The sequence below is a fragment of the Marinobacterium sp. NO-S09 genome (assembly GCF_059179545.1).
In genome coordinates this window covers 391,187-413,246 of sequence record NZ_CP168954.1, presented here as the reverse complement: position 1 = coordinate 413,246, position 22,060 = coordinate 391,187, and the positions used below count along the sequence as shown (strand labels likewise).

The 22,060-nt window shown below is 56.5% G+C and carries 18 protein-coding genes and 3 rRNA genes; 9 read left to right on the top strand and 12 right to left on the bottom strand.

Going from position 1 to position 22,060, the window contains the following annotated elements; genetic code table 11:
• Nucleotides 1-103: 103 nt before the first annotated feature.
• From rpmG to radC, 3 genes are all read right to left on the bottom strand, one after another.
• The gene (gene rpmG, locus O3C79_RS02080) at nt 104-274 is read right to left on the bottom strand and encodes a 50S ribosomal protein L33 (RefSeq protein ID WP_010325036.1); all 171 of its coding nucleotides are present in this window, start codon (nt 272-274) and stop codon (nt 104-106) included.
• Nucleotides 275-286: 12 nt separating this feature from the next.
• Entirely contained in the window at nt 287-523 is a 237-nt protein-coding gene (gene rpmB, locus O3C79_RS02075) for a 50S ribosomal protein L28 (RefSeq protein WP_010325037.1), read from the bottom strand.
• A 199-nt stretch (nt 524-722) separates the two neighbouring features.
• The gene (gene radC / locus O3C79_RS02070) at nt 723-1,397 is read right to left on the bottom strand and encodes a RadC family protein (RefSeq protein ID WP_494384614.1); all 675 of its coding nucleotides are present in this window, start codon (nt 1,395-1,397) and stop codon (nt 723-725) included.
• A gap of 114 nt (nt 1,398-1,511) precedes the next feature.
• Here radC and coaBC point away from each other — a divergent pair, with 114 nt between their 5' ends.
• The 5 genes from coaBC to slmA are packed head-to-tail and all read left to right on the top strand — an operon-like array spanning nt 1,512 to nt 6,143.
• Nucleotides 1,512-2,723, top strand: a complete 1,212-nt coding sequence (coaBC, locus tag O3C79_RS02065; RefSeq protein WP_494384613.1) for a bifunctional phosphopantothenoylcysteine decarboxylase/phosphopantothenate--cysteine ligase CoaBC — start codon at nt 1,512-1,514, stop codon at nt 2,721-2,723.
• Nucleotides 2,720-3,175, top strand: coding sequence for a dUTP diphosphatase (gene dut, locus O3C79_RS02060; protein WP_494384612.1), 456 nt, complete (start codon nt 2,720-2,722; stop codon nt 3,173-3,175). The genes coaBC and dut overlap by 4 nt, the downstream gene beginning before the upstream one ends.
• Nucleotides 3,176-3,210: 35 nt before the next feature.
• Nucleotides 3,211-4,599 carry a phosphomannomutase/phosphoglucomutase gene (locus tag O3C79_RS02055; protein ID WP_494384611.1) on the top strand — a complete coding sequence of 463 codons (1,389 nt, stop codon included), beginning with the start codon at nt 3,211-3,213 and terminating at the stop codon, nt 4,597-4,599.
• Between the two features lie 27 nt (nt 4,600-4,626).
• Nucleotides 4,627-5,547, top strand: coding sequence for an acetylglutamate kinase (gene argB, locus O3C79_RS02050; RefSeq protein WP_494384610.1), 921 nt, complete (start codon nt 4,627-4,629; stop codon nt 5,545-5,547).
• Nucleotides 5,544-6,143 (top strand): nucleoid occlusion factor SlmA, encoded by a 600-nt coding sequence (gene slmA, locus O3C79_RS02045; RefSeq protein ID WP_494384609.1) that lies wholly within the window; start codon nt 5,544-5,546, stop codon nt 6,141-6,143. Before argB ends, slmA begins: the two co-directional genes overlap by 4 nt.
• A 79-nt stretch (nt 6,144-6,222) precedes the next feature.
• Here slmA and O3C79_RS02040 read toward each other — a convergent pair whose 3' ends face one another.
• From O3C79_RS02040 to gpmI, 3 genes are read right to left on the bottom strand one after another with little or no spacing between them, the layout of a single operon-like run.
• Entirely contained in the window at nt 6,223-7,518 is a 1,296-nt protein-coding gene (locus tag O3C79_RS02040) for a S41 family peptidase (RefSeq protein ID WP_494384608.1), read from the bottom strand.
• A gap of 23 nt (nt 7,519-7,541) precedes the next feature.
• Nucleotides 7,542-8,675: a murein hydrolase activator EnvC family protein gene (locus O3C79_RS02035; RefSeq protein WP_494384607.1), complete on the bottom strand. Its 1,134-nt coding sequence runs from the start codon at nt 8,673-8,675 to the stop codon at nt 7,542-7,544.
• Nucleotides 8,676-8,677: 2 nt separating this feature from the next.
• On the bottom strand, nt 8,678-10,228 hold the full coding sequence (gene gpmI, locus O3C79_RS02030; RefSeq protein ID WP_494384606.1) for a 2,3-bisphosphoglycerate-independent phosphoglycerate mutase: 1,551 nt from the start codon (nt 10,226-10,228) through the stop codon (nt 8,678-8,680).
• A gap of 168 nt (nt 10,229-10,396) precedes the next feature.
• On the opposite strand from gpmI, the gene O3C79_RS02025 reads away from it, so the two are divergent.
• The 3 genes from O3C79_RS02025 to secB are packed head-to-tail and all read left to right on the top strand — an operon-like array spanning nt 10,397 to nt 11,577.
• Nucleotides 10,397-10,810: a rhodanese-like domain-containing protein gene (locus O3C79_RS02025; protein WP_010325047.1), complete on the top strand. Its 414-nt coding sequence runs from the start codon at nt 10,397-10,399 to the stop codon at nt 10,808-10,810.
• Between the two features lie 4 nt (nt 10,811-10,814).
• The gene (gene grxC / locus O3C79_RS02020; protein ID WP_010325048.1) at nt 10,815-11,069 is read left to right on the top strand and encodes a glutaredoxin 3; all 255 of its coding nucleotides are present in this window, start codon (nt 10,815-10,817) and stop codon (nt 11,067-11,069) included.
• 28 nt (nt 11,070-11,097) lie between these two features.
• Complete coding sequence (gene secB, locus O3C79_RS02015; protein WP_010325049.1) at nt 11,098-11,577, top strand: protein-export chaperone SecB; 480 nt, start codon at nt 11,098-11,100, stop codon at nt 11,575-11,577.
• 27 nt (nt 11,578-11,604) lie between these two features.
• Here the strand turns inward: secB and O3C79_RS02010 are convergent, their stop codons facing one another.
• Nucleotides 11,605-12,264, bottom strand: a complete 660-nt coding sequence (locus tag O3C79_RS02010; protein ID WP_010325050.1) for a tRNA-uridine aminocarboxypropyltransferase — start codon at nt 12,262-12,264, stop codon at nt 11,605-11,607.
• Nucleotides 12,265-12,354: 90 nt separating this feature from the next.
• Here O3C79_RS02010 and O3C79_RS02005 point away from each other — a divergent pair, with 90 nt between their 5' ends.
• The gene (locus O3C79_RS02005) at nt 12,355-13,182 is read left to right on the top strand and encodes an HDOD domain-containing protein (protein ID WP_494384605.1); all 828 of its coding nucleotides are present in this window, start codon (nt 12,355-12,357) and stop codon (nt 13,180-13,182) included.
• Nucleotides 13,183-13,498: 316 nt separating this feature from the next.
• On the opposite strand, the gene rrf is transcribed toward O3C79_RS02005, so the two are convergent.
• The 5 genes from rrf to O3C79_RS01980 all read right to left on the bottom strand — a co-directional run bounded on the left by rrf (nt 13,499) and on the right by O3C79_RS01980 (nt 22,059).
• Nucleotides 13,499-13,614 (bottom strand): 5S ribosomal RNA (gene rrf, locus O3C79_RS02000).
• Between the two features lie 130 nt (nt 13,615-13,744).
• Nucleotides 13,745-16,629, bottom strand: a 23S ribosomal RNA gene (locus tag O3C79_RS01995).
• Nucleotides 16,630-16,870: 241 nt separating this feature from the next.
• Nucleotides 16,871-18,410 (bottom strand): 16S ribosomal RNA (locus tag O3C79_RS01990).
• Together the 16S, 23S and 5S rRNA genes form the textbook arrangement of a ribosomal RNA operon.
• A gap of 598 nt (nt 18,411-19,008) precedes the next feature.
• Nucleotides 19,009-19,449: a universal stress protein gene (locus O3C79_RS01985; RefSeq protein WP_494384604.1), complete on the bottom strand. Its 441-nt coding sequence runs from the start codon at nt 19,447-19,449 to the stop codon at nt 19,009-19,011.
• 9 nt (nt 19,450-19,458) lie between these two features.
• The gene (locus tag O3C79_RS01980; protein WP_494384603.1) at nt 19,459-22,059 is read right to left on the bottom strand and encodes a TRAP transporter permease; all 2,601 of its coding nucleotides are present in this window, start codon (nt 22,057-22,059) and stop codon (nt 19,459-19,461) included.
• Nucleotide 22,060 lies beyond the last annotated feature (1 nt).

The following is a 22,060-nucleotide window of genomic DNA, read 5'->3' as shown; positions in this document are numbered from 1 at the left end:
TCACAGGAGTGTAATGACCGTTATCCTAACAGCGCGCAGACATAAAAAAACCCCGCAGTGCACGAGGCATTGCGGGGTTCCGGGATCTCCAGTCCAGAATCAATTACTTGATCTTGGCTTCCTTGTAGATCACGTGCTTGCGAACAACCGGGTCGTATTTCTTGAATTCGAACTTATCCGGAGTGTTACGCTTGTTTTTGTCAGTGGTGTAGAAGTGACCAGTACCAGCAGAGGATACCAGACGGATCTTCTCGCGAGCGCTCTTAGCTGCCATGATTCAATCTCCTCAGACTTTCTCGCCACGGGCACGCAGTTCGGTCAGAACCACATCAATACCCTTCTTGTCGATGATACGCATGCCCTTGGAGGAAACACGCAGACGTACGAAACGGTTTTCGCTTTCTACCCAGAAACGGTGCCAGTGCAGGTTCGGCAGGAAACGACGACGCGTTCTACGCTTTGAGTGGGAAACGTTGTTACCGGTTACCGGGCCTTTGCCCGTTACCATGCAAACTCGAGACATTGTGAAAAACCTTTTTTACAGGGTTAAGTTACCTCTGTCCGATGTTTATTGGCTACGCAACCGGCGTAGCCTCAGGCGGAGCGTCCAATCCAAAAACGTACTCTGGACAAAATACCGTACCATTAAGGGACAGAAGGCCGCGCATTATACAGCCACCCGTACACCTGCGCCAGCAAATTGTTGCTTTTTTCACCAGTTTTTAAATAAGGCCTCGCTCGGCAAAGGACACGGCCTCCCCATCGCCAATGACGATGTGGTCCAGCACCCGTATATCCACCAGTCCCAAGGCATCGACCAGGCGCTGGGTAATCTGCCGGTCTGCCTGAGACGGCTCGGTCACCCCGGAAGGGTGGTTATGCGCCAGAATCAGGGCCGCAGCATTATGCGCCAGCGCCAGTTTGACCACCTCGCGCGGATGCACACTGGCGGCATTGATGGTGCCGTAAAAAAGGGCTTCGAAACGGATCACCCGGTGGCGGTTATCCAGCAGCAGACAGGCAAACACCTCGCGCGGCTCATGACGCAGCCGGCTGGTCAGGTAGCGTCGCACTTGTGTAGGACTTTCCAGCGCCGATTCCCGCACCAGTTGCGCTTCCAGGTGCCGGCGCGACATCTCCAGCACCGCTTGCAGCTGGACATACTTGGCCGGCCCAAGCCCATGTGCCAGACAAAAAGCCTGTTCGCTGGATTCCAGCAGTGGTCGCAAGCCGCCAAAGTGCTCCAACAGCTGTCGTGCCAGGTCCACGGCACTGCAACCCTGCACCCCGGTACGCAGAAAAATGGCCAGTAATTCCGCATCCGACAGTGTCTGGGCACCGCGCGCCAGCAGTTTTTCCCGCGGCCGCTCCTCGGCCGGCCAATCCCTGATTGCCATGTCTCACCTCCCTGTGAGTGACTGTATGTTGGCTGAACCTCTCTACGCTTTGGCCAGCCGAAGTGGTATCTTAGCGCCCTGTCCCAAGATGAGAAACAACCGGATACTCAGGGTATGCATAGACTTACTAACCGGCGCATTTTGCTCGGCATTACCGGCGGAATCGCGGCCTACAAGAGTGCCGAGCTGACCCGACTGTTGAAGGGTGCCGGCGCCGATATTCGTATCGTGATGACCCCGGCGGCCACCGAGTTCATCACGCCGCTGACACTGCAGGCGCTGTCCGGCCATCCGGTGCACCTGCAGCTGCTGGACCCTGAAGCCGAAGCCGGCATGGGCCATATCGAGCTGGCCAAGTGGGCCGACATGATTCTGGTCGCCCCTGCCAGTGCCGACTTCATGGCCCGCTTCTGTGCCGGCATGGGTGACGACCTTCTTACGACCCTCTGCCTGGCCACTGAAGCGCCCATCTATCTGGCACCCGCCATGAATCAGGCCATGTGGCGCGACCCGCGCACTCAGGACAACGTGCACCAGCTCACCTCCCAGGGTATCAAGCTGTTTGGCCCCGGTGTCGGTGCCCAGGCCTGTGGTGATACCGGCCCCGGTCGCATGCTGGAGCCGGGCGAGCTGGCTGAGCTGACCGCCGAGCAGTTCCAGCATGGTGCGCTGGCCGGCAAACGCGTCTTTATCACCGCCGGCCCCACCCGTGAGCCGCTGGACCCGGTGCGCTACATATCCAACCACAGCTCCGGCAAGATGGGCTACGCCCTGGCGGAAGCCGCCGCCGATGCGGGTGCCAGCGTGCGCCTGATCAGTGGTCCGGTGAACCTTCCCGCCCCTGCGCGGGTGGACGTCACCCCGGTGGAAACCGCCGAGGAGATGCTGGCCGCCAGTCTGGACGGTATTGACCAGTGCGACCTGTTTATCGCCGCCGCGGCCGTCGCGGACTACCGCCCCGTTTCCGTTGCCGAGCACAAGATCAAGAAGGGCAGCGAAGAGATCATGGAACTGCGCCTGGTTAAAAACCCGGACATTGTCGCTACCGTCGCCGGCCTGCAGGAACATCGCCCCTACACCGTGGGCTTTGCCGCCGAGACCCGTGATGTGGTGGGCTATGCCCGCAGCAAACTGGCGCGCAAGCAGCTGGACCTGATCGTCGCCAACGACGTTTCCAACCCGGAGATCGGGTTTAACAGCGATGACAACGCCGTCACGCTGGTCAGCGCCGATCAAGAGATCAGCCTGCCCCAGACTTCCAAGCGTCAGCTGGCCCGCCAGCTGATTGAACAGATCGCACAGCAATACCATCAGAGCACGCAATGAAAGCACTGCAAGTCAAAATCCTGAACGACCGCATCGGCCGCGATATTCCGCTGCCCGCCTACGCCACAGACGGCTCCGCCGGCCTCGACCTGCGCGCCTGCCTCGATGAGGCACTGACACTGGAGCCGGGTCAGACCGAATTGATCCCGACGGGTCTGGCGATCCATATCGAAGATCCGGGCCTGTGCGCCATGATTCTGCCGCGCTCGGGCCTGGGCCATAAGCACGGTATCGTACTGGGCAACCTGGTGGGTCTGATCGATTCCGACTATCAGGGCCAGCTGTTCGTATCCTGCTGGAACCGCGGTCAGACCACCTTTACTGTCGAGCCGGGTGAGCGCATTGCCCAGATGGTGCTGGTACCCGTGGTCCAGGCCGAGTTCGAAATCGTGAAGGAATTTGGTGATTCCGAGCGCGGAGCCGGTGGCTTCGGTTCCTCCGGCCGTCACTGATTGTAAGTACTTACAGACTACAGGAAAGCCTGCTCATGCCTTATCCGCTTGACCAGTTCGACCGCGATATTTTTCGTGCCTACGATATTCGCGGCATTGTCGGCCAGTCGCTGACCGAGTCCACCGTGTACCATATCGGTCGTGCCTTTGCCGCCGAGGCCGCTGCACGCAACATCACCCAGGTGGTGGTGGCTGCCGATGGGCGCCTGTCCAGCCCACGCCTGAAAGATCTGCTGATTGAAGGCCTTACCGACAGCGGCTGCCAGGTACTGGACACCGACTATGTGCCCACCCCGGTACTCTATTTCGCGGCCCACCAGCAGGCCGACCAGACCGGCATCATGATTACCGGCAGCCACAACCCCTCCGACTACAACGGTTTCAAGATGATGCTGGGCGGCGAAACCCTGTCCGGCGATCAGATTCAGGCACTGGCCAACCGTATTGAGGCCAGTGACTATGTTGACGGTCAGGGCCAGTCAGAGTCCCACGCTGTGGAACAGGCTTACCTGCAGCAGATTCTGGGTGACGTAACACTGAAACGCGGCATGAAGGTCGTGGTCGACTGCGGTAACGGCATTCCCGGTAACCTGGCACCGGCCCTGATCGAGCAGCTGGGCTGCGAAGTCATTCCCCTGTTCTGTGAGGTGGACGGTACCTTCCCCAACCACCACCCGGACCCGGGCAAGCTGAAAAACCTGCAGGATGCCATAGCCGCTGTAGCCGAGCACCAGGCCGATCTGGGCCTGGCCTTTGACGGCGATGGCGACCGCGTCGGCGTGATCACACCCAGCGGCCATGTCATCTACCCCGACCGCGTGATGATGCTGTTTGCCGAGGATGTGCTGAGCCGTAACCCGGGCGCCGAGATTCTGTTCGACGTGAAGTGCTCCCGCCTGCTGCCGCAGGTGATTGAACAGGCCGGCGGCAAGGCCACCATGTGGAAGACCGGACATTCACTGATCAAGCGCCAGATGAAAGCCTCCGGGGCCCTGCTGGCCGGTGAAATGAGTGGCCACATCTTCTTCAAGGAGCGCTGGTACGGCTTTGACGATGGCCTCTACAGCGCCGCACGCCTGCTGGAGATCCTGTCGGCCCGCAGTGAGGATGCCGATGCCATTTTCACCGCCTATCCGGAAGACATCAGCACGCCCGAGATCAACATCGAAGTGCGTGAAGACAACAAATTCACCCTGGTCGAAGCCCTGCAACAGGCCGAGTTCCCGGGTGGCAATGTCAGCCATATCGACGGTGTCCGTGTCGATTACGCCGACGGCTGGGGCCTGATGCGCGCCTCCAATACCACGCCTATGCTGGTATTGCGCTTTGAAGCCGAAAGCCAGGCTGCCCTTAACCGAATCAAGTCCGAGTTCCAGTCGCGTCTGAGCGCCATCGATTCCGCGCTGCTGATTCCAGACGCCTGAACCGCCAGCACGATACAAGGAGATATCATGCCTCTGTCCCGTACCCAAGCCATGTCGACCGCCGATGTGCTGTCCGTGGCCATGCCCTATATCCAGCGCTTTGTTGGCAAAACCGTCGTCATCAAGTACGGCGGCAACGCCATGATCGACGAAAAGCTCAAGGCCAGTTTCGCCCGTGACATCGTGATGATGAAGCTGATCGGTATCAACCCGATTGTCGTGCACGGCGGCGGCCCGCAGATCGGCAGCCTGCTGGAGCAGCTGAAGATCGAATCCCACTTCATCAACGGTATGCGTGTCACCGACTCCAAGACCATGGACGTGGTGGAAATGGTGCTGGGTGGCATGGTCAATAAAGAGATCGTGGGGCTGATCAACACCGCTGGCGGCAAGGCGATCGGTCTGACCGGCAAGGATGGCGAACTGCTGCGTGCCCGTAAGCTGAAGGTAAAGCACAAGACGCCCGAAATGGAAGCACCGGAAATCATCGATATCGGTCATGTGGGTGAGGTGGAAAGCGTCAATGTCCAGGTACTGGATATGCTGGTCCACTCCGACTTCATCCCCGTCATCGCACCGATCGGTGTGGGTGAAGACGGTCACGCCTACAACATCAACGCCGATCTGGTCGCTGGTAAGGTCGCCGAGGTGATGAAGGCGGAAAAATTGATGCTGCTGACCAACATTGCCGGCCTGCTGGACAAGGACGGCCAGGTTCTGACCGGTCTCACTACCGAACAGGTGGACGCACTGATCGCCGACGGCACAATCTACGGCGGTATGCTGCCCAAGATCGATTGCGCCCTCAGTGCCGTGAAGAGCGGTGTGCGCAGCGCCCACATCATCGATGGCCGTGTCGAGCACGCCTGCATGCTGGAGATCTTCACTGACGAAGGCGTGGGCACCCTGATCAGCAATGATGACATCGGAGTAGATGCGTCCGCATGAGCGATAAAGAGCAGAAAATTTCGCGGCGGGAGCAGATCCTGCAGGCGTTGGCTCGCATGCTGGAGAACAACCCGGGTCAGCGCATCACCACTGCTGCGCTGGCACGGGAGGTCGGCGTGTCAGAAGCCGCCCTCTACCGCCACTTTCCCAGCAAGGCGCGCATGTTTGAAGGGTTGATCGGCTTTATCGAGGAGACCCTGTTTTCCCGCATCAAGCGCATTATCAACTCGGATACCCCCGCGACCCGTCAGTGTGAGCAGATTCTGACCCTGCTGCTGGCATTTGTGGAGAAGAATCCGGGTATGGCCCGCATCCTCACCGGTGACGCCCTGTCAGGTGAAACCGACCGCCTGCGGGTGCGTATCAACCAGCTGTTTGAGCGCCTGGAAACCCAGCTCAAGCAGGTGATGCGTGAAGCGGAATTAAAGGAAGGCCTGCGTACCGAAATTCCGGCCGGCTCTGCCGCCAACCTGGCATTGGCCGCAGCTGAAGGCCGAATTCGCCAGTTTGTCCGCTCGGAGTTCAAACGTCGCCCGACGGAGCACTGGCCGGAACAATGGGCACGTCTGGGCAGCGGTCTGTTTCGTACTGCCTGAGCTCGGTGACACCGCAGCGCTAAGACATTAAAAAGGGGCCTGACGGCCCCTTTCTCATTTATTTGCTCACGGCTCTCGTTTATTCGCTCACGGCCGAAGTTCGCTGCAGGATCTGCATCGCCTTGAGCAGGTTCAAGGCTTCAAACAGCTGGAAGTCGCGTGCGGACAAGCCATCACTGGGCAAGGCTTCTGGAGCAGTCTCACCTGATGCATTTTCCAGGTGACCGGCCAGGTCCCGTTCCTTGATACGCCCGTCTTCCGCCAACAGGGTCAGCTTGGCTTCATCAACATGCAGGTCAGGTTTGATGCCCTGTGCCTGTATGGAACGACCGCCCGGCGTGAAATAGCGCGCGGTGGTTAGCTTGATGGCTCGCTCCTGCCCCAGCGGCAGCACGGTTTGTACCGAGCCCTTGCCGAAACTGTCGGTGCCCATCACCAGCGCACGCTGATGATCCTGCAGCGCACCGGCCACAATTTCCGAAGCCGAGGCACTGCCGCCGTTGATCAACACCACCAGTGGTGTATCCGGTGCTGCGGTATCGGCACTGGCGTTAAAGCGCAGCTCGGAGTTGGGTAAGCGCCCTTCGGTGTAGACGATGGTGCCCTCATCCAGGAAGGCGTCACTAACCGCTACGGCGGCCTGCAATACACCACCCGGGTTGTTGCGCAAATCCAGAACCAGCCCTTTCAGCGCCTCTTCCTGCTGCATATCGGCAATCGCTTCGACCAGGTCTTCACCGGTATGGGACTGGAACTGGGACACCCGCAGGTAGCCATAGCCCGGCTCCAGCAGTTCATGACGCACGCTGCGCACCTTGATGACATCGCGCACAATCTCCAGCTCCAGCGGCTGGTCACGGCCATCGCGCATGATGGTCAGGCGGATCGGTGTACCCACTTCACCGCGCATGAGGTCGATGGCTTCACTCAAATCCATGCCCTGCACCGGTGTGTCGTCCAGTCGCATAATGAGATCACCCGCCTTCACGCCTGCGCGCTGAGCAGGTGTGTCATCGATGGGCGCAATCACTTTGATAAAGCCGTCTTCCAGTCCCACCTCGATGCCAAGGCCGCCAAACTCGCCACTGGTGTGAATCTGCAGACTTTCAAACGCTTCGGGTTCCAGGTAGGCCGAGTGCGGGTCCAAACCGGTCAGCATGCCGCGAATGGCATCTTCCAGCAGCTCCCGGTCATCCACCGGCTCCACATAGGCCTGCTTGATACGATCAAACACATCGGCAAACATGCGCAACTCGGCAAGCGGCAAGGGTTTGGTTTCGGCAACAGCCTCTTCCTGGGCCTGAATGGGCGTCGACAGCCCCAGGACGCAACCCAGCAAGGCAGTGGTGAGCGGTGTGCGACTGAAAAACTTCATGATCTGATTCCCTGCAAAGTAGGTTAGCGTCGCTGCAACCAGGCAATGGGGTCGATTGAGCGGCCCTTGTAACGAATGGCAAAGTAGAGACCGGTTTCGGTACTCCCGCCACTGTTGCCAGCCAGCGCCAGGGTTTCTCCGGCACCGATCCACTCGCCTGGTTCCCGCAGCAGGCTGTCATTGTGTCCGTAGAGGCTCAGGTAACCACCTCCATGGTCAATAATCAATACCAGACCATAGCCGCGCAGCCAATCCGCGAACACCACTCGTCCATGGTGAACCGCTTTGACTTCAGTGCCTACGGAAGCATCAATCAACAGACCCTCGTAGTCGACATTGCCGACCTGACTGCCAAAAGCACGCTTGACCCGCCCCTTAACCGGCCAGTCCAGTTTGCCCTTACGCTGATTGAACTTTAGACCGTCCTGCTGCAGGCGAACCTCTTCCAGCGAGCGACGGATCTCCTTCAATACCGCTGCCAGCTCCACCTGATCCTGCTCCAGCTGGCCCAGACGGCTGCGGTCGCTGCTCTGTTGCTTGCGCAGGCTGGCCAACGTTTTCGCCTGCGCTTCACGCGCCTTGGCCAATTTCTGGCGCTGCTGTTCAAGCTTCTCTCGGGTGCCCAGCAAAGCAGTATCCGTTTGCGCGATGGCTGACTGGGTCTCGGTGAGCGCGTTCAGTGCCTCACGGTATTGAACCAGTTCCTCATTCAGGGTCGCTGTAAGCTGATCGTAGTACCTCAGCATGCGCGAAAGCTCCTGAGGATCTTCCTGAGACAGCAACAACTTGATGGCGGGCTGTCGACCCAGGCGATACTGCTCTCGCAGCAACGCCCGTACCTGGTTTTCACGGGCCTGAAGCGCTGCCAAGAGGCGGTCTTCATCCTGCCCCAGAGTGTCACGCCGGCTTTCCAGGCTCTGCTGCTCAGAGCCCAGCTCCTGCAGACGAGCCCTTACTTCGCCGATACGCTTGTCATGGCGCTTCAGTTCACGCTCGGCCGCTACCAGCTTCTGCTCACGCCGGGACAACGCCTTCTGCAGTTTGCCGATCTGCTGTTTGACTGCCTCCAGCTGCTGTTCGGTCGCAGCCGGATCCGGCGCTGCCCAGGCAGTGCCAGCAAACAGCCAGCACAGAAGCAGCAGGCACAGGGCCCGCACCCTTAGTCCTTCGCAACCAGGCTGTGGCCGGTCATTTCGGCGGGTGCTTCCAGCCCCATCAGATCCAGCAATGTCGGTGCCAGATCACAGAGGGCGCCATTCTTGAGTGACAGGCTATCGGCACGCGGGCCGTCATAGATCAGGGCAACCGGCCAGATGGTGTGCGCGGTATGCGGCTGACCACTCTCCGGGTCCTGCATCATTTCCACATTGCCGTGATCCGCTGTGATCAGCACTTCACCATCAACATCCGCCAGGGCTGCCAGCACCTGAGTCAGACTCTGATCGACGGTTTCGACAGCCTTCACAGCGGCGTCAAAGCTGCCGGTGTGGCCTACCATGTCACCATTGGCATAGTTACAAACGATAAGATCGTATTTGCGGCTGCGGATAGCGTCACAGAGTTTCTCGGTGACTTCAGGCGCACTCATCTCCGGCTGCAGATCATAGGTTGCGACCTGAGGAGACGGCACCAGAATACGATCTTCACCCGGATAAACCGCTTCCTGGCCACCGTTAAAGAAGAAGGTGACATGGGCGTATTTCTCGGTTTCCGAAATGCGCAGCTGGGTGCGGCCCAGTGATGAGAGATATTCACCCAGGTCGTTGTGAATCGCTTCCGGCGGGTAGGCCACCGGAGCCGGGATACTGGCCGCATACTCGGTCATCATCACGTAGCCGCTCAGTGCCGGGCGCACCTGACGGGTGAAGCCGTCAAAGTCATCCTCCACGAAGCAGCGGGTGATTTCACGGGCACGGTCCGGACGGAAGTTGGCACAGATCAGGGCATCACCGTCCTGCACGCTGGCCAGCGGCTGGCCCGCTTCATCCGTGATAACAGTGGCTTTTACAAACTCGTCGTTTTCGTCACGACCATAGGCCGCTTCCAGTGCTGCCGGTCCGCTGGTCGCTGTGACTTCAGCCTGGCCCAACGTCATGGCGTTGTAAGCCTGCTCAACGCGATCCCAGCGGTTGTCACGGTCCATGGCGAAGTAACGTCCAACGACCGTGGCGATGCCACCGGTACCCAAGCGTTCGAATACCGCCTCAGCCGCCTTCAGTGAAGGCTCGGCAGAGCGCGGCGGCATGTCGCGACCATCCAGAATCGCATGCAGGTAGACCTGCTTGGCACCACGTTTAACCGCCATTTCCAGCAGGCTGAAGATATGCTCCTCATGACTGTGCACACCGCCCGGTGACAGCAAGCCCATGACATGTACCGCGCGATCAGCGGCAATGGCTGCATCCATCGCCTGGCACAGGGCCGGGTTCTCGAAAAAATCGCCATCCGCAATCGACTTGGAGATACGGGTAAAGTTTTGATACACGGTGCGGCCGGCACCGATATTCATGTGACCCACTTCGGAGTTGCCCATCTGCCCTTCAGGCAGGCCTACGGCCATACCGGAGGTTTCGATACGGGAGTTGGGGTTTTCAGCCAGCAGACGATCCCAGGTCGGGGTCTTGGCCGCTTCCACCGCCGAGGAGGGAGTAACCTCCACGCCGAAGCCATCAAGAATAATCAGTGCCTTGGTTGCGCGAGCATCAGTCATGGTGTGCTTATCTGTCCGGGTCGGTTAAAAAACAGGCAGCCATTTTAACGCTCTGGCCGTCGATTAGCTAACACTGTACCGCTGTTTTGGCCCACTGCTCTTATCGCTGTCACAGTGGGCATGTATACTTGCTATCTTCTTATATCCGTGCACCTGATCGGAACACTTATGGAACGCCTGATCGAATTCGCTATACAGCATTACTATCTGGTCGGAGCCTGGGTACTGACCCTTCTGCTCCTGCTGGCGACCGAAAAACGCAAATCCGGCAAGTCCGTAACGCCGGCAGAAGCCACCCGCATGATCAACAAGGAGTCCGGGGTGGTTCTGGATATTCGCACTCGCAAGGAGTGGGATACCGGGCATATCACCAGCGCGCACCATATCCCGCTGGCCGACCTTGACCGCCGACTCAATGAGCTGGACAAGTACAAAAGCAAGCCTGTCGTCGTGGTCTGTAACCTGGGCCAGGCTGCGGGTAGCGCAACCAAGAAACTCAAGGCAGCCGGTTTTGAGCAGGTTGTGCGCCTTTCCGGCGGCATGACCGAGTGGAAAAACCAGAACATGCCAATCGTGAAGTGACCCCATGGCTGATACGACAATTTACCTGACGCGCTGGTGCCCTTTCTGCACCCGTGCCATTGCGCTGCTCGACAGCAAGCAGGTGGAGTACACCGCCATCGACGTGGATGCCAACCCGGCACTGCGCCAGGAGATGATGACGCGCAGTGAGCGCCGAACGGTGCCGCAGATTTTTATCGGCGAAACACATGTCGGCGGCTGCGACGAGCTGTTCGCACTGGAACGTGAAGGCAAGCTTGATGCCCTGCTCAGCGCCTGAGAAACAATAAAACCCAAGGAATTTATCAATGTCTGATACTGAAACCGCCAACCAGCAAGCCAATCAGCCCCAGTTCGCTCTGCAGCGCGTATACGTGAAAGATGCTTCTCTGGAAACGCCGGCAGGCGCCAAGGCTTTCACTCAGCCCTGGCAGCCGGAAGTGAACCTGGAAATGAACACCCGCACCAACGCGCTGGACGAAAACCACCACGAAGTTGTGCTGACCCTGACCGTCACCGCCAAAAACGCTGAAGAGACCGCATTCCTGGTTGAAGTTCAGCAGGCAGGCATCTTCCTGGTCGCCGGTATCGAAGGCCCGGAACTGCACCACACCCTGGGTGCATTCTGCCCGAACCTGCTGTTCCCATATGCTCGTGAAGCCGTTGACAACTTTGTCACCAAAGCAAGCTTCCCTCCGCTGATGCTGGCTCCGGTCAACTTTGACGCGCTCTATGCTCAGCAGATGCAGCAGCGTGCAGCTCAGGAAGGCAACGCAGAAGCCCACTAAGGCGCCTCTGATTGCCGTGAGCGGGGGTCAGGGTTCGTCTGGCTCCCGCTTTGCCCAACGCCGACGGGTAGCAATGTAATTGGCGTTGAAGCGATCAAAATACCCCTCCAGATGCGCCGCCGCATCCAAATCCCCAACCTGCTCAAGCAAGGCAATCGCCACCTCCGCTGTACACAGATGATGGTCTATTTTGGAGCGTCTCAGTTTGTAGCGGCTCAAACGGTCCGTCTTCGGCTCTATTACCGGCAGATGCTGCAGAAAGCGGCTGTGACGGAACATGCGCCGGGCCTGACGCCAGGTACCATCCAGAATGATAAACACCGGGATACGGCCGTCCTTGCGGCTTACGTCATCCAGCATCCGCGCCTGATAGTCCTCGCCTGCAGGAAACACGATACAGGGGGCATAGCGGCTGTCATCAAGCGCATCCAGAAGCTCCTGGCTGGGCTCTGTACGGGACCATTCAAATACACGGGTATAATTAATGGTATCCTGTATCAGGCGCCCGGTATTGGTCGGTTTGTAGAACTCATAACGATGCGTAAGCAGCCAGAAATGACAGCCTGCATCCACCTGAGTACGCCACTCGCAGATACACACCTCTTCCGGCAAGCGGCAGTCATCACAGCGCTTGACGCCTGAGCCACGCGCAACAAACGGCTTACGGGGAGGGTTTTCGATTTTCACGACCTGGACCTGCTGCAACTCGATAAAGGCGGCACTATACTGTTCCGTCTGTAGCCAAACAAGCCAGTCACTTCTGGATGACCTACTTGCATGACAAACGTAGATAATTTCCGTTCACTTATCCCCCCCCAGCCCGAAATCCTGCTGAAGCTGGCTGAGCTGTTCCGACATAAAGACCCTGACCTCAAAAAGATCAGTGCCCTGATCAAACAGGACGTGGCGCTTTACGCCATCATCCTGAAGACAATCAACAGCCCCTTTTATGGCCTGAAGGCACCGGTTACGTCCGTCGAGCACGCGATCAACCTGCTCGGAACAGGCCAGGTGTTCAACCTTGTCCGCCTGACCATCATGCGCAATACGCTGAAGAAGACTGGGCGTATGGAGCGCTTCTGGGATACCGCCAAGGATGTATCCGACCTGTCGCTGCGCCTGCATACACGGATGAACCTGAAGTTAAGTCGGGATGATATCCATACGCTGGGGATGCTGCATGACTGTGGCCTGCCCCTGATGGTGCAAGCCTTCCCTGATTTTCGTGACACGCTCAGGAAAGCACCCTGTTATAACGCACGGGAGATGGAAGTACTGCAACAGCAGGTATACGGCTTTAGCCACTATCAGGTCGGCAGCCGCATGGCCGAGCGCTGGTTCCTGCCACAGTATATTGCGGACAGCATTCACTATCAGCCACAGCTGGAAGAAGTACTCAGTGACAGGATCAAGGTCGATGAACGCACCCGTGACCTGCTGGCCCTGCTCACCCTGGCCCAGGACATCAGTGCCGAATTTCGCTACTACTGGCGCATCCAGCCCAGCGACCTGGCGCCGCGCGTCAACCTGGCACTGGCCTGCCTCGCCCTCACCGACTATGAGTACCTTAATATCAAAGAGTCGTTGATCGACGCTTTAAACTGACCTCTGAGGGTAATGGTAGCCCCCATCATTGCCTGTCAGCCTTTCTCCAGTCAAGCCTACACTCAACCAGTAACCGGTTCAGGCACAGCTCACGTATAGAGAGCTTCCCATTCCCCATAACGCAAAAACCCCGATCTCATCGAGACCGGGGTTTTCACTTAATTAAATGCCTGACATGGCGATGACCTGCTCTCACAGGGGGCGGTCCGACGTTCGGAGCCCCACACGCCTGTAGCGGGCTTGCTCATGTGAGAGTCTTTAGATCGCACATAGCAAAACGCCCTGACCATTGCTGATCAGGGCGTCTTAAATAAATGCTTGGCGATGACCTACTCTCACATGGGGAAGCCCCACACTACCATCGGCGATGACGCGTTTCACTGCTGAGTTCGGTATGGGATCAGGTGGTTCCACGGCTCTATGGTCGCCAAGCAAAACTGGAACAAACTGGATCTGAAATTCTTTCGACTGTCTGTTTTGTCGCTACAAGCGCTCAACCGGTGCTCTTGCGAGCCGATAATCTTTAACGTCTAACCATTCATCCAAACGCCTTGGGCGTTATATGGTCAAGCCTCACGAGCCATTAGTACAGGTTAGCTCAATGCCTTACAGCACTTACACACCCTGCCTATCAACGTCCTGGTCTCGGACGGCTCTACAGGGACCTCAAGGGTCCAGTGAGATCTCATCTTGAAGGGGGCTTCCCGCTTAGATGCTTTCAGCGGTTATCCCGTCCGAACGTAGCTACCCGGCAATGCCACTGGCGTGACAACCGGAACACCAGAGGTTCGTTCACTCCGGTCCTCTCGTACTAGGAGCAACTCTTCTCAAATCTCAAACGCCCACGGCAGATAGGGACCGAACTGTCTCACGACGTTCTAAACCCAGCTCGCGTACCACTTTAAATGGCGAACAGCCATACCCTTGGGACCGGCTTCAGCCCCAGGATGTGATGAGCCGACATCGAGGTGCCAAACACCGCCGTCGATGTGAACTCTTGGGCGGTATCAGCCTGTTATCCCCGGAGTACCTTTTATCCGTTGAGCGATGGCCCTTCCATACAGAACCACCGGATCACTAGAACCTACTTTCGTACCTGCTCGACGTGTCTGTCTCGCAGTCAAGCACCCTTCTACTCTTGCGCTCATTGGCTGATTTCCGACCAGCCTGAGGGTACCTTCGTGCTCCTCCGTTACACTTTGGGAGGAGACCGCCCCAGTCAAACTACCCACCACACAATGTCCTCGATCCCGATCAGGGACCTGAGTTAGAACCTCAACAGTACCAGGCTGGTATTTCAAGGACGGCTCCACACTGGCTAGCGCCAATGCTTCAAAGCCTCCCAGCTATCCTACACAAATAATGTCAAAGTCCACTGTGAAGCTATAGTAAAGGTTCACGGGGTCTTTCCGTCTAGCCGCGGGGACGCTGCATCTTCACAGCGAGTTCAATTTCACTGAGTCTCGGGTGGAGACAGTGTGGCCATCGTTACGCCATTCGTGCAGGTCGGAACTTACCCGACAAGGAATTTCGCTACCTTAGGACCGTTATAGTTACGGCCGCCGTTTACCGGGGCTTCGATCAAGAGCTTCGCCGAAGCTAACCCCATCAATTAACCTTCCGGCACCGGGCAGGCGTCACACCCTATACGTCCACTTTCGTGTTTGCAGAGTGCTGTGTTTTTAATAAACAGTCGCAGCCACCTGGTATCTTCGACCGACATCAGCTTAGGACGTAAAGTCCATCACCAACATCGGCGTGCCTTCTCCCGAAGTTACGGCACCATTTTGCCTAGTTCCTTCACCCGAGTTCTCTCAAGCGCCTTGGTATTCTCAACCTGACCACCTGTGTCGGTTTGGGGTACGGTCACACATAACCTGAAGCTTAGAGGATTTTCCTGGAAGCATGGCATCAACCACTTCACTCCATAAAGGAGCTCGTCATCAGGTCTCAGTCTTAAGAAGCCGGATTTGCCTAACTTCTCAACCTACACCCTTAAACACGGACAACCAACGCCGTGCTGGCCTAGCCTTCTCCGTCCCCCCGTCGCAGTTATGCGCGGTACAGGAATATTAACCTGTCTCCCATCGACTACGCTTTTCAGCCTCGCCTTAGGGGCCGACTCACCCTACCCTGATTAGCATTGGATAGGAACCCTTGGTCTTCCGGCGAGGGGGTTTTTCACCCCCTTTATCGTTACTCATGTCAGCATTCGCACTTCTGATACCTCCACGGTGCCTCCCGGCTTCCGCTTCAACGGCTTACAGAACGCTCCTCTACCATGCCCTAAGGCATCCGCAGCTTCGGTGTCTAGTTTGAGCCCCGTTATATCTTCCGCGCAGGCCGACTCGACTAGTGAGCTATTACGCTTTCTTTAAAGGATGGCTGCTTCTAAGCCAACCTCCTAGCTGTCTGAGCCTTCCCACATCGTTTCCCACTTAACTAGAACTTTGGGACCTTAGCTGGCGGTCTGGGTTGTTTCCCTTTCCACGACGGACGTTAGCACCCGCCGTGTGTCTCCCATGATTGCACTCTTGGGTATTCGGAGTTTGCATCGGGTTGGTAAGTCGGGATGACCCCCTAGCCGAAACAGTGCTCTACCCCCCAAGGTGAGACATGAGGCGCTACCTAAATAGCTTTCGAGGAGAACCAGCTATCTCCGGGCTTGATTAGCCTTTCACTCCGATCCACAGGTCATCCGCTGGCTTTTCAACGACAGTCGGTTCGGTCCTCCAATTGATGTTACTCAATCTTCAACCTGCCCATGGATAGATCGCCCGGTTTCGGGTCTACTCCCAGCGACTAAACGCCCTATTAAGACTCGGTTTCCCTACGCCTCCCCTAAACGGTTAAGCTTGCCACTGAAAGTAAGTCGCTGACCCATTATACAAAAGGTACGCAGTCACCGTCCGAAAACGGCTCCCACTGCTTGTACGTACACGGTTTCAGGGTCTATTTCACTCCCCTCACAGGGGTTCTTTTCGCCTTTCCCTCACGGTACTGGTTCACTATCGGTCAGTCAGGAGTATTTAGCCTTGGAGGATGGTCCCCCCATATTCAGACAGAATATCACGTGTTCCGTCCTACTCGATTTCACTGCGTATAGGTTTTCGTGTACGGGGCTATCACCCACTATGGCCACACTTTCCAGAGTGTTCCACTAACCACAACACAGCTTAAGGGCTGGTCCCCGTTCGCTCGCCGCTACTAAGGGAATCTCAATTGATTTCTTTTCCTCCGGGTACTTAGATGTTTCAGTTCCCCGGGTTCGCCTCTCAAAGCCTATGTATTCAGCTAAGAGATACCCGCAAGCGGGTGGGTTTCCCCATTCGGAAATGTTCGGATCAAAGCTCGTTTACCAGCTCCCCGAACCTTATCGCAGGTTACAACGTCCTTCATCGCCTCTGACTGCCAAGGCATCCACCGTGCACGCTTATTCACTTGACCATATAACCCGAAGGCGTCTGGCAAATGAATGGTTCGTAACGATTATCGCCGGTTGGCGCTTGTATCAAACAATACAAGACAATCTTTCAGATCCAATTTGTTAAAGAGCGTTTAAAGCGTTGAAGCTTTAAAAGATGAACTCGCGACCCGAGGGTACAAGCACAGTTTTTAAAGCTCACATCAGCTTCAACAGTTCGATCAGGTAATATGTGTGAACGCTTGCCAGAACTTCGCAATCGTTTAAGGAGGTGATCCAGCCCCAGGTTCCCCTAGGGCTACCTTGTTACGACTTCACCCCAGTCATGAATCACACCGTGGTAACCGTCCTCCCGAAGGTTAGACTAGCTACTTCTGGTGCAACCCACTCCCATGGTGTGACGGGCGGTGTGTACAAGGCCCGGGAACGTATTCACCGCGACATTCTGATTCGCGATTACTAGCGATTCCGACTTCACGCAGTCGAGTTGCAGACTGCGATCCGGACTACGACCGGTTTTCTGAGATTTGCTTACCCTCGCGAGTTCGCGGCCCTCTGTACCGGCCATTGTAGCACGTGTGTAGCCCTACTCGTAAGGGCCATGATGACTTGACGTCATCCCCACCTTCCTCCGGTTTGTCACCGGCAGTCTCCTTAGAGTTCCCACCCGAAGTGCTGGCAAATAAGGATAGGGGTTGCGCTCGTTACGGGACTTAACCCAACATTTCACAACACGAGCTGACGACAGCCATGCAGCACCTGTCACTGCGTTCCCGAAGGCACCAAGCTATCTCTAGCAAGTTCGCAGGATGTCAAGAGTAGGTAAGGTTCTTCGCGTTGCTTCGAATTAAACCACATGCTCCACCGCTTGTGCGGGCCCCCGTCAATTCATTTGAGTTTTAACCTTGCGGCCGTACTCCCCAGGCGGTCAACTTATCGCGTTAGCTGCGCCACTAAAGGATCAAGCCCCCCAACGGCTAGTTGACATCGTTTACGGCGTGGACTACCAGGGTATCTAATCCTGTTTGCTACCCACGCTTTCGCACCTCAGTGTCAGTATCGGTCCAGGCAGTCGCCTTCGCCACTGGTGTTCCTTCCGATCTCTACGCATTTCACCGCTACACCGGAAATTCCACTACCCTCTACCGTACTCTAGTCTGGCAGTATCAGGTGCAGTTCCCAGGTTGAGCCCGGGGCTTTCACATCTGACTGACCAAACCACCTACGTGCGCTTTACGCCCAGTAATTCCGATTAACGCTTGCACCCTCCGTATTACCGCGGCTGCTGGCACGGAGTTAGCCGGTGCTTCTTCTGATGTTAACGTCACAGTATGCGGGTATTAACCACACACCTTTCCTCACATCTGAAAGTGCTTTACAACCCGAAGGCCTTCTTCACACACGCGGCATGGCTGGATCAGGGTTGCCCCCATTGTCCAATATTCCCCACTGCTGCCTCCCGTAGGAGTCTGGGCCGTGTCTCAGTCCCAGTGTGGCTGATCATCCTCTCAGACCAGCTACGGATCATCGCCTTGGTGAGCTTTTACCTCACCAACAAGCTAATCCGACGCGGGCTCATCTGATAGCGTAAGGTCCGAAGATCCCCTACTTTCCCCCGAAGGGCGTATGCGGTATTAGCAGTCGTTTCCAACTGTTGTCCCCCACTACCAGGCAGATTCCCACGCGTTACTCACCCGTCCGCCGCTCGTCAGCAACTAGCAAGCTAGTTCTGTTACCGCTCGACTTGCATGTGTTAGGCCTGCCGCCAGCGTTCAATCTGAGCCATGATCAAACTCTTCAGTTCAAATCTTTGTGAGTCATATTAAGAGGGAGGAATGATCCCTCAGACTCGGCTCAAGGTATTACACAACGCTAAATGAATATTCAGTTAGGTTGCTTGCCTTGATTAAGCTTTGTGTGCTCAATCCTGACAAGCGCCCACACATATTACCTGATCAATTTGTTAAAGAGCGGGCTTGAGCAACCTGCCGTGTGGCAGAACATGTTGTCTCAAGCGAGGCGCGTATCTTACCGCATCCTCATTCGGTGTCAACCGTTTTTTTCGTTTTTTGTTTCAGTGCCGAAGCACTCAAACAACGAAGCGGTTAAAACCAAGGAGGCAAATTCTACATCAGAAATCTAAGTGATTTCAAGAGCTTATCTCCTTCTCTCTCGAGCCGTTCAGTGTTGCGTGAACCCCGTCGTCTCAAGCGAGGAGGCGAATTCTACAGACATGAGATGGGGCGTCAACTGTTTTGTGTAAAATAATTTCAAAAAGGTGAAGGGGCTTTAAAACACTAAACAAACGTCCCGCTGAAACGGTCTCAGCCTGTGCATATAGATAGAGTAGAACAGAAACGACAAAGGGCACCCGAAAGTGCCCTTTGTAATGAACGGCTGAGTTAGCTGGTGAGATTTCGTAACACCATTACCGAGCAATGTGCCCGCTCAACCACCTTGGATGTCACTGAACCAATCAGCAGGTTCTCCACCCGCGAGTAGTTATGACTGGGCATCAGAATCAGGTCGACCTTTTGCTTTTCGGCCAGAGCAACAATCTCACGCGCCGCACTGCCTTCTGCTATATGGACAAAGCAATGCTTGCGCCCCGGCATCACAGCCTCAATCAGATCGGCTACTTCCTGCTTCAATGCTTTCATCGCCTTTTCAACTGCGTCATCTGGGAAGTAGGCAGCCACTACCGGCATACTCAAACCCGGCAGTACTGCCATGACATGCAGCTCGGCACTGTCGTTTTCCAGGTACTGGCCAGCCGCTTCCAGCGAGCGTCGAGCCGTCTTGCTGTCCTGCATATCAACAGGCAATAGCACTTTCTTGAACATATATGCCTCCTAGGCTGCAGCGTTCTCGGCCGAGGCCTGTTTGCGACGACGCTGAAGCTGCAACATTGCCAGTCCAGCCAGCAACGCAAGTGCAGGCAGCATCATCCACTGTTTGTCCGGGCGATCATTTTCAACCTGAATACCCTGGATTTCCCAATCGAAATCCAGACCGGCTTCCTGTGCCGGACTGCCAAAGCCGACCATATCAACGACAACCTTGTCGTCCGACATGTTCAGCATCAGACCCGCATTCGACAGGCGCTCGGCGCCACTGCCCTCACCTTCCAATGGCAGTTTAACCAGCTTGCTGACCTGATCACCATCAATGGTCATGCCTTCTGCCTGCAGCATCAGGTTGCCGCCAGGCGGTACTTCAGCAGCCAAGGCTTCGATTTGTGTCGGGGACTCGATGCTTACCGGCGGATAGATCTCGTCCCACCAGAAACCCGGACGGAACAGGGTAAAGGCGATCAACAGCAGCCCCAGGGTTTCGTACCAGCGGCTGCGTACCAGCCAAAAGCCCTGAGTAGCTGCGGCAAAGATCAGCATGGCAATGACCGCAGCCCCCACCGTAATAAGCAGGTGCGGGATACTTTCGATGCCGATCAGCAGCAGCTCGGTATTGAAAATAAACATGAAGGGCAATACCGCGGTACGTATGTCATAGGTAAAGCCCTGCACACCAGTGCGGATGGGGTCAGACTTGGCAATCGCAGCAGCGGCAAAAGCCGCCAGCCCCACCGGTGGCGTATCATCCGCCAGAATACCGAAATAGAACACGAACAAGTGCACCGCAATCAACGGCACAATCAGCCCCTGCTCTGCACCCAGAGTCACGATGACCGGGGCCATCAGTGTGGAAACAACGATGTAGTTCGCAGTGGTGGGCAGGCCCATACCCAGCAACAGGCTGATCGCTGCGGTAAACAGCAGCATCAGCATGATATTACCGGCGGAGATAAACTCCACAAACTCGGTCATTACCAGACCAATACCGGTCAGAGTTACCGTACCCACCACAATACCTGCGGCGGCTGTTGCCACACCGATACCGATCATGTTGCGTGAACCGGTCACCAGACCATCCAGCAGGTCAGTCCAGCCTTCACGAACGCCTTTGGCGAATCCGCCTTCAGCACGGAAGGCAGCCTTGAGCGGTTTGTGAGTCAACACGATCGCAATCATGAATACGGTTGCCCAGAACGCGGACAAACCCGGTGAGAAACGCTCAACCGTCAGACACCAGACCAGTACAAATACGGGCAGCAGAAAGTAAAGGCCGGATTTGACGGTTGGACCCGTTTCCGGGAGCGCGACCACCTCGGAATTCGGATCGTCCATGTGCAGATCAGGGAAGCGCGCGGCAAAACGTACCAGCCAGAGATAGGCAATAAAGACGATCACCGCCATGATCCAGTAGCTGGCACTGCCGATGTAGGCCTTGGTCCAGCCAAAGCCGTGATACAAGCCCAGTGACAGCACACAGATACCGACCACAATGCCGAGCCAGGTCGCCAGCTTCTGTGCCAAGGTGCGTGAATCCGGGTTCTTGGGCAGGCCCATCATGCCTGCTTTCATTGCTTCCAGGTGCACGATGTAGATAAGGGCGATGTAAGAGATCAGCGCCGGCAGAATTGCGTGCTGAATCACCTCTATATAGGAGATACCAACGTATTCCACCATCAGGAAGGCCGCCGCGCCCATAATGGGCGGTGTAAGCTGGCCATTGGTGGAAGCTGCCACTTCAACCGCGCCGGCCTTATAGCCCGGGAAACCGACGCGCTTCATCAATGGAATTGTAAACGTACCGGTAGTTACCACGTTCGCAATAGATGAACCGGAGATCAGGCCACTAAGGCCAGAAGATACAACGGCCGCCTTAGCAGGGCCGCCACGCATATGTCCCAACAACGAGAAGGACACCTTGGTGAAATAGTTGCCCGCACCTGCCTTTTCCAGCAAGGCGCCGAAGAGTACGAACAGGAATACAAAGCTGGTGGAAACCCCAAGGGCCACACCAAACACACCTTCAGTGGTCAACCACTGATGCGACATGGCCTTGTTCAGGCTTGCGCCCTTGTGGGCGATCACGTCGGGCATGTAGGGGCCGGCGAAGGTATAGGTCAGGAAGACAGCCGCTACCACCATCAAGGGTGGCCCCAGTGCACGGCGGGTAGCTTCAAGCAACAGGATCATGCCTGCCACAGCCACCACTATATCCATGGTAATTGGCGCGCCGGAACGGCCGGCCAATTCACTTTCAAAAAGTACCAGGTAAGCCGCAGAGAACGCCCCTGCAAAGGCAAAGACCCAGTCCTGAATGGGCACATAGAAGCGAGGCGAGCGCTTCAATGCGGGATAGGCGGTATAGGCCAGAAAAATGGCAAACGCCAGGTGAATGGCACGCGCTTTGGAATCATTGATCACGCCAAAATCAAACAGGAAAGGCAAAGGGGAGGCGTACCAGAGCTGAAACAGGGCCCATGCCAGAGCGACACCCCACAGCAGTTGTCCGGCAAACCCTCGGGGGCTGCGGGCACCGCTGTCAGACTGGGCAACCAGTTCCTGAATGTCATCGTTCGATGTCTTGACTTGATCTTGCTGAGACACA

What these genes read in the sequence shown, in the direction of transcription:
- rpmG (WP_010325036.1), bottom strand. Translation starts at nt 274, where the DNA reads ATGGCAGCTAAGAGCGCTCGCGAGAAGATCCGTCTGGTATCCTCTGCT.
- rpmB (WP_010325037.1), bottom strand. Translation starts at nt 523, where the DNA reads ATGTCTCGAGTTTGCATGGTAACGGGCAAAGGCCCGGTAACCGGTAAC.
- radC (WP_494384614.1), bottom strand. Translation starts at nt 1,397, where the DNA reads ATGGCAATCAGGGATTGGCCGGCCGAGGAGCGGCCGCGGGAAAAACTG.
- coaBC (WP_494384613.1), top strand. Translation starts at nt 1,512, where the DNA reads ATGCATAGACTTACTAACCGGCGCATTTTGCTCGGCATTACCGGCGGA.
- dut (WP_494384612.1), top strand. Translation starts at nt 2,720, where the DNA reads ATGAAAGCACTGCAAGTCAAAATCCTGAACGACCGCATCGGCCGCGAT.
- O3C79_RS02055 (WP_494384611.1), top strand. Translation starts at nt 3,211, where the DNA reads ATGCCTTATCCGCTTGACCAGTTCGACCGCGATATTTTTCGTGCCTAC.
- argB (WP_494384610.1), top strand. Translation starts at nt 4,627, where the DNA reads ATGCCTCTGTCCCGTACCCAAGCCATGTCGACCGCCGATGTGCTGTCC.
- slmA (WP_494384609.1), top strand. Translation starts at nt 5,544, where the DNA reads ATGAGCGATAAAGAGCAGAAAATTTCGCGGCGGGAGCAGATCCTGCAG.
- O3C79_RS02040 (WP_494384608.1), bottom strand. Translation starts at nt 7,518, where the DNA reads ATGAAGTTTTTCAGTCGCACACCGCTCACCACTGCCTTGCTGGGTTGC.
- gpmI (WP_494384606.1), bottom strand. Translation starts at nt 10,228, where the DNA reads ATGACTGATGCTCGCGCAACCAAGGCACTGATTATTCTTGATGGCTTC.
- O3C79_RS02025 (WP_010325047.1), top strand. Translation starts at nt 10,397, where the DNA reads ATGGAACGCCTGATCGAATTCGCTATACAGCATTACTATCTGGTCGGA.
- grxC (WP_010325048.1), top strand. Translation starts at nt 10,815, where the DNA reads ATGGCTGATACGACAATTTACCTGACGCGCTGGTGCCCTTTCTGCACC.
- secB (WP_010325049.1), top strand. Translation starts at nt 11,098, where the DNA reads ATGTCTGATACTGAAACCGCCAACCAGCAAGCCAATCAGCCCCAGTTC.
- O3C79_RS02005 (WP_494384605.1), top strand. Translation starts at nt 12,355, where the DNA reads ATGACAAACGTAGATAATTTCCGTTCACTTATCCCCCCCCAGCCCGAA.
- O3C79_RS01985 (WP_494384604.1), bottom strand. Translation starts at nt 19,449, where the DNA reads ATGTTCAAGAAAGTGCTATTGCCTGTTGATATGCAGGACAGCAAGACG.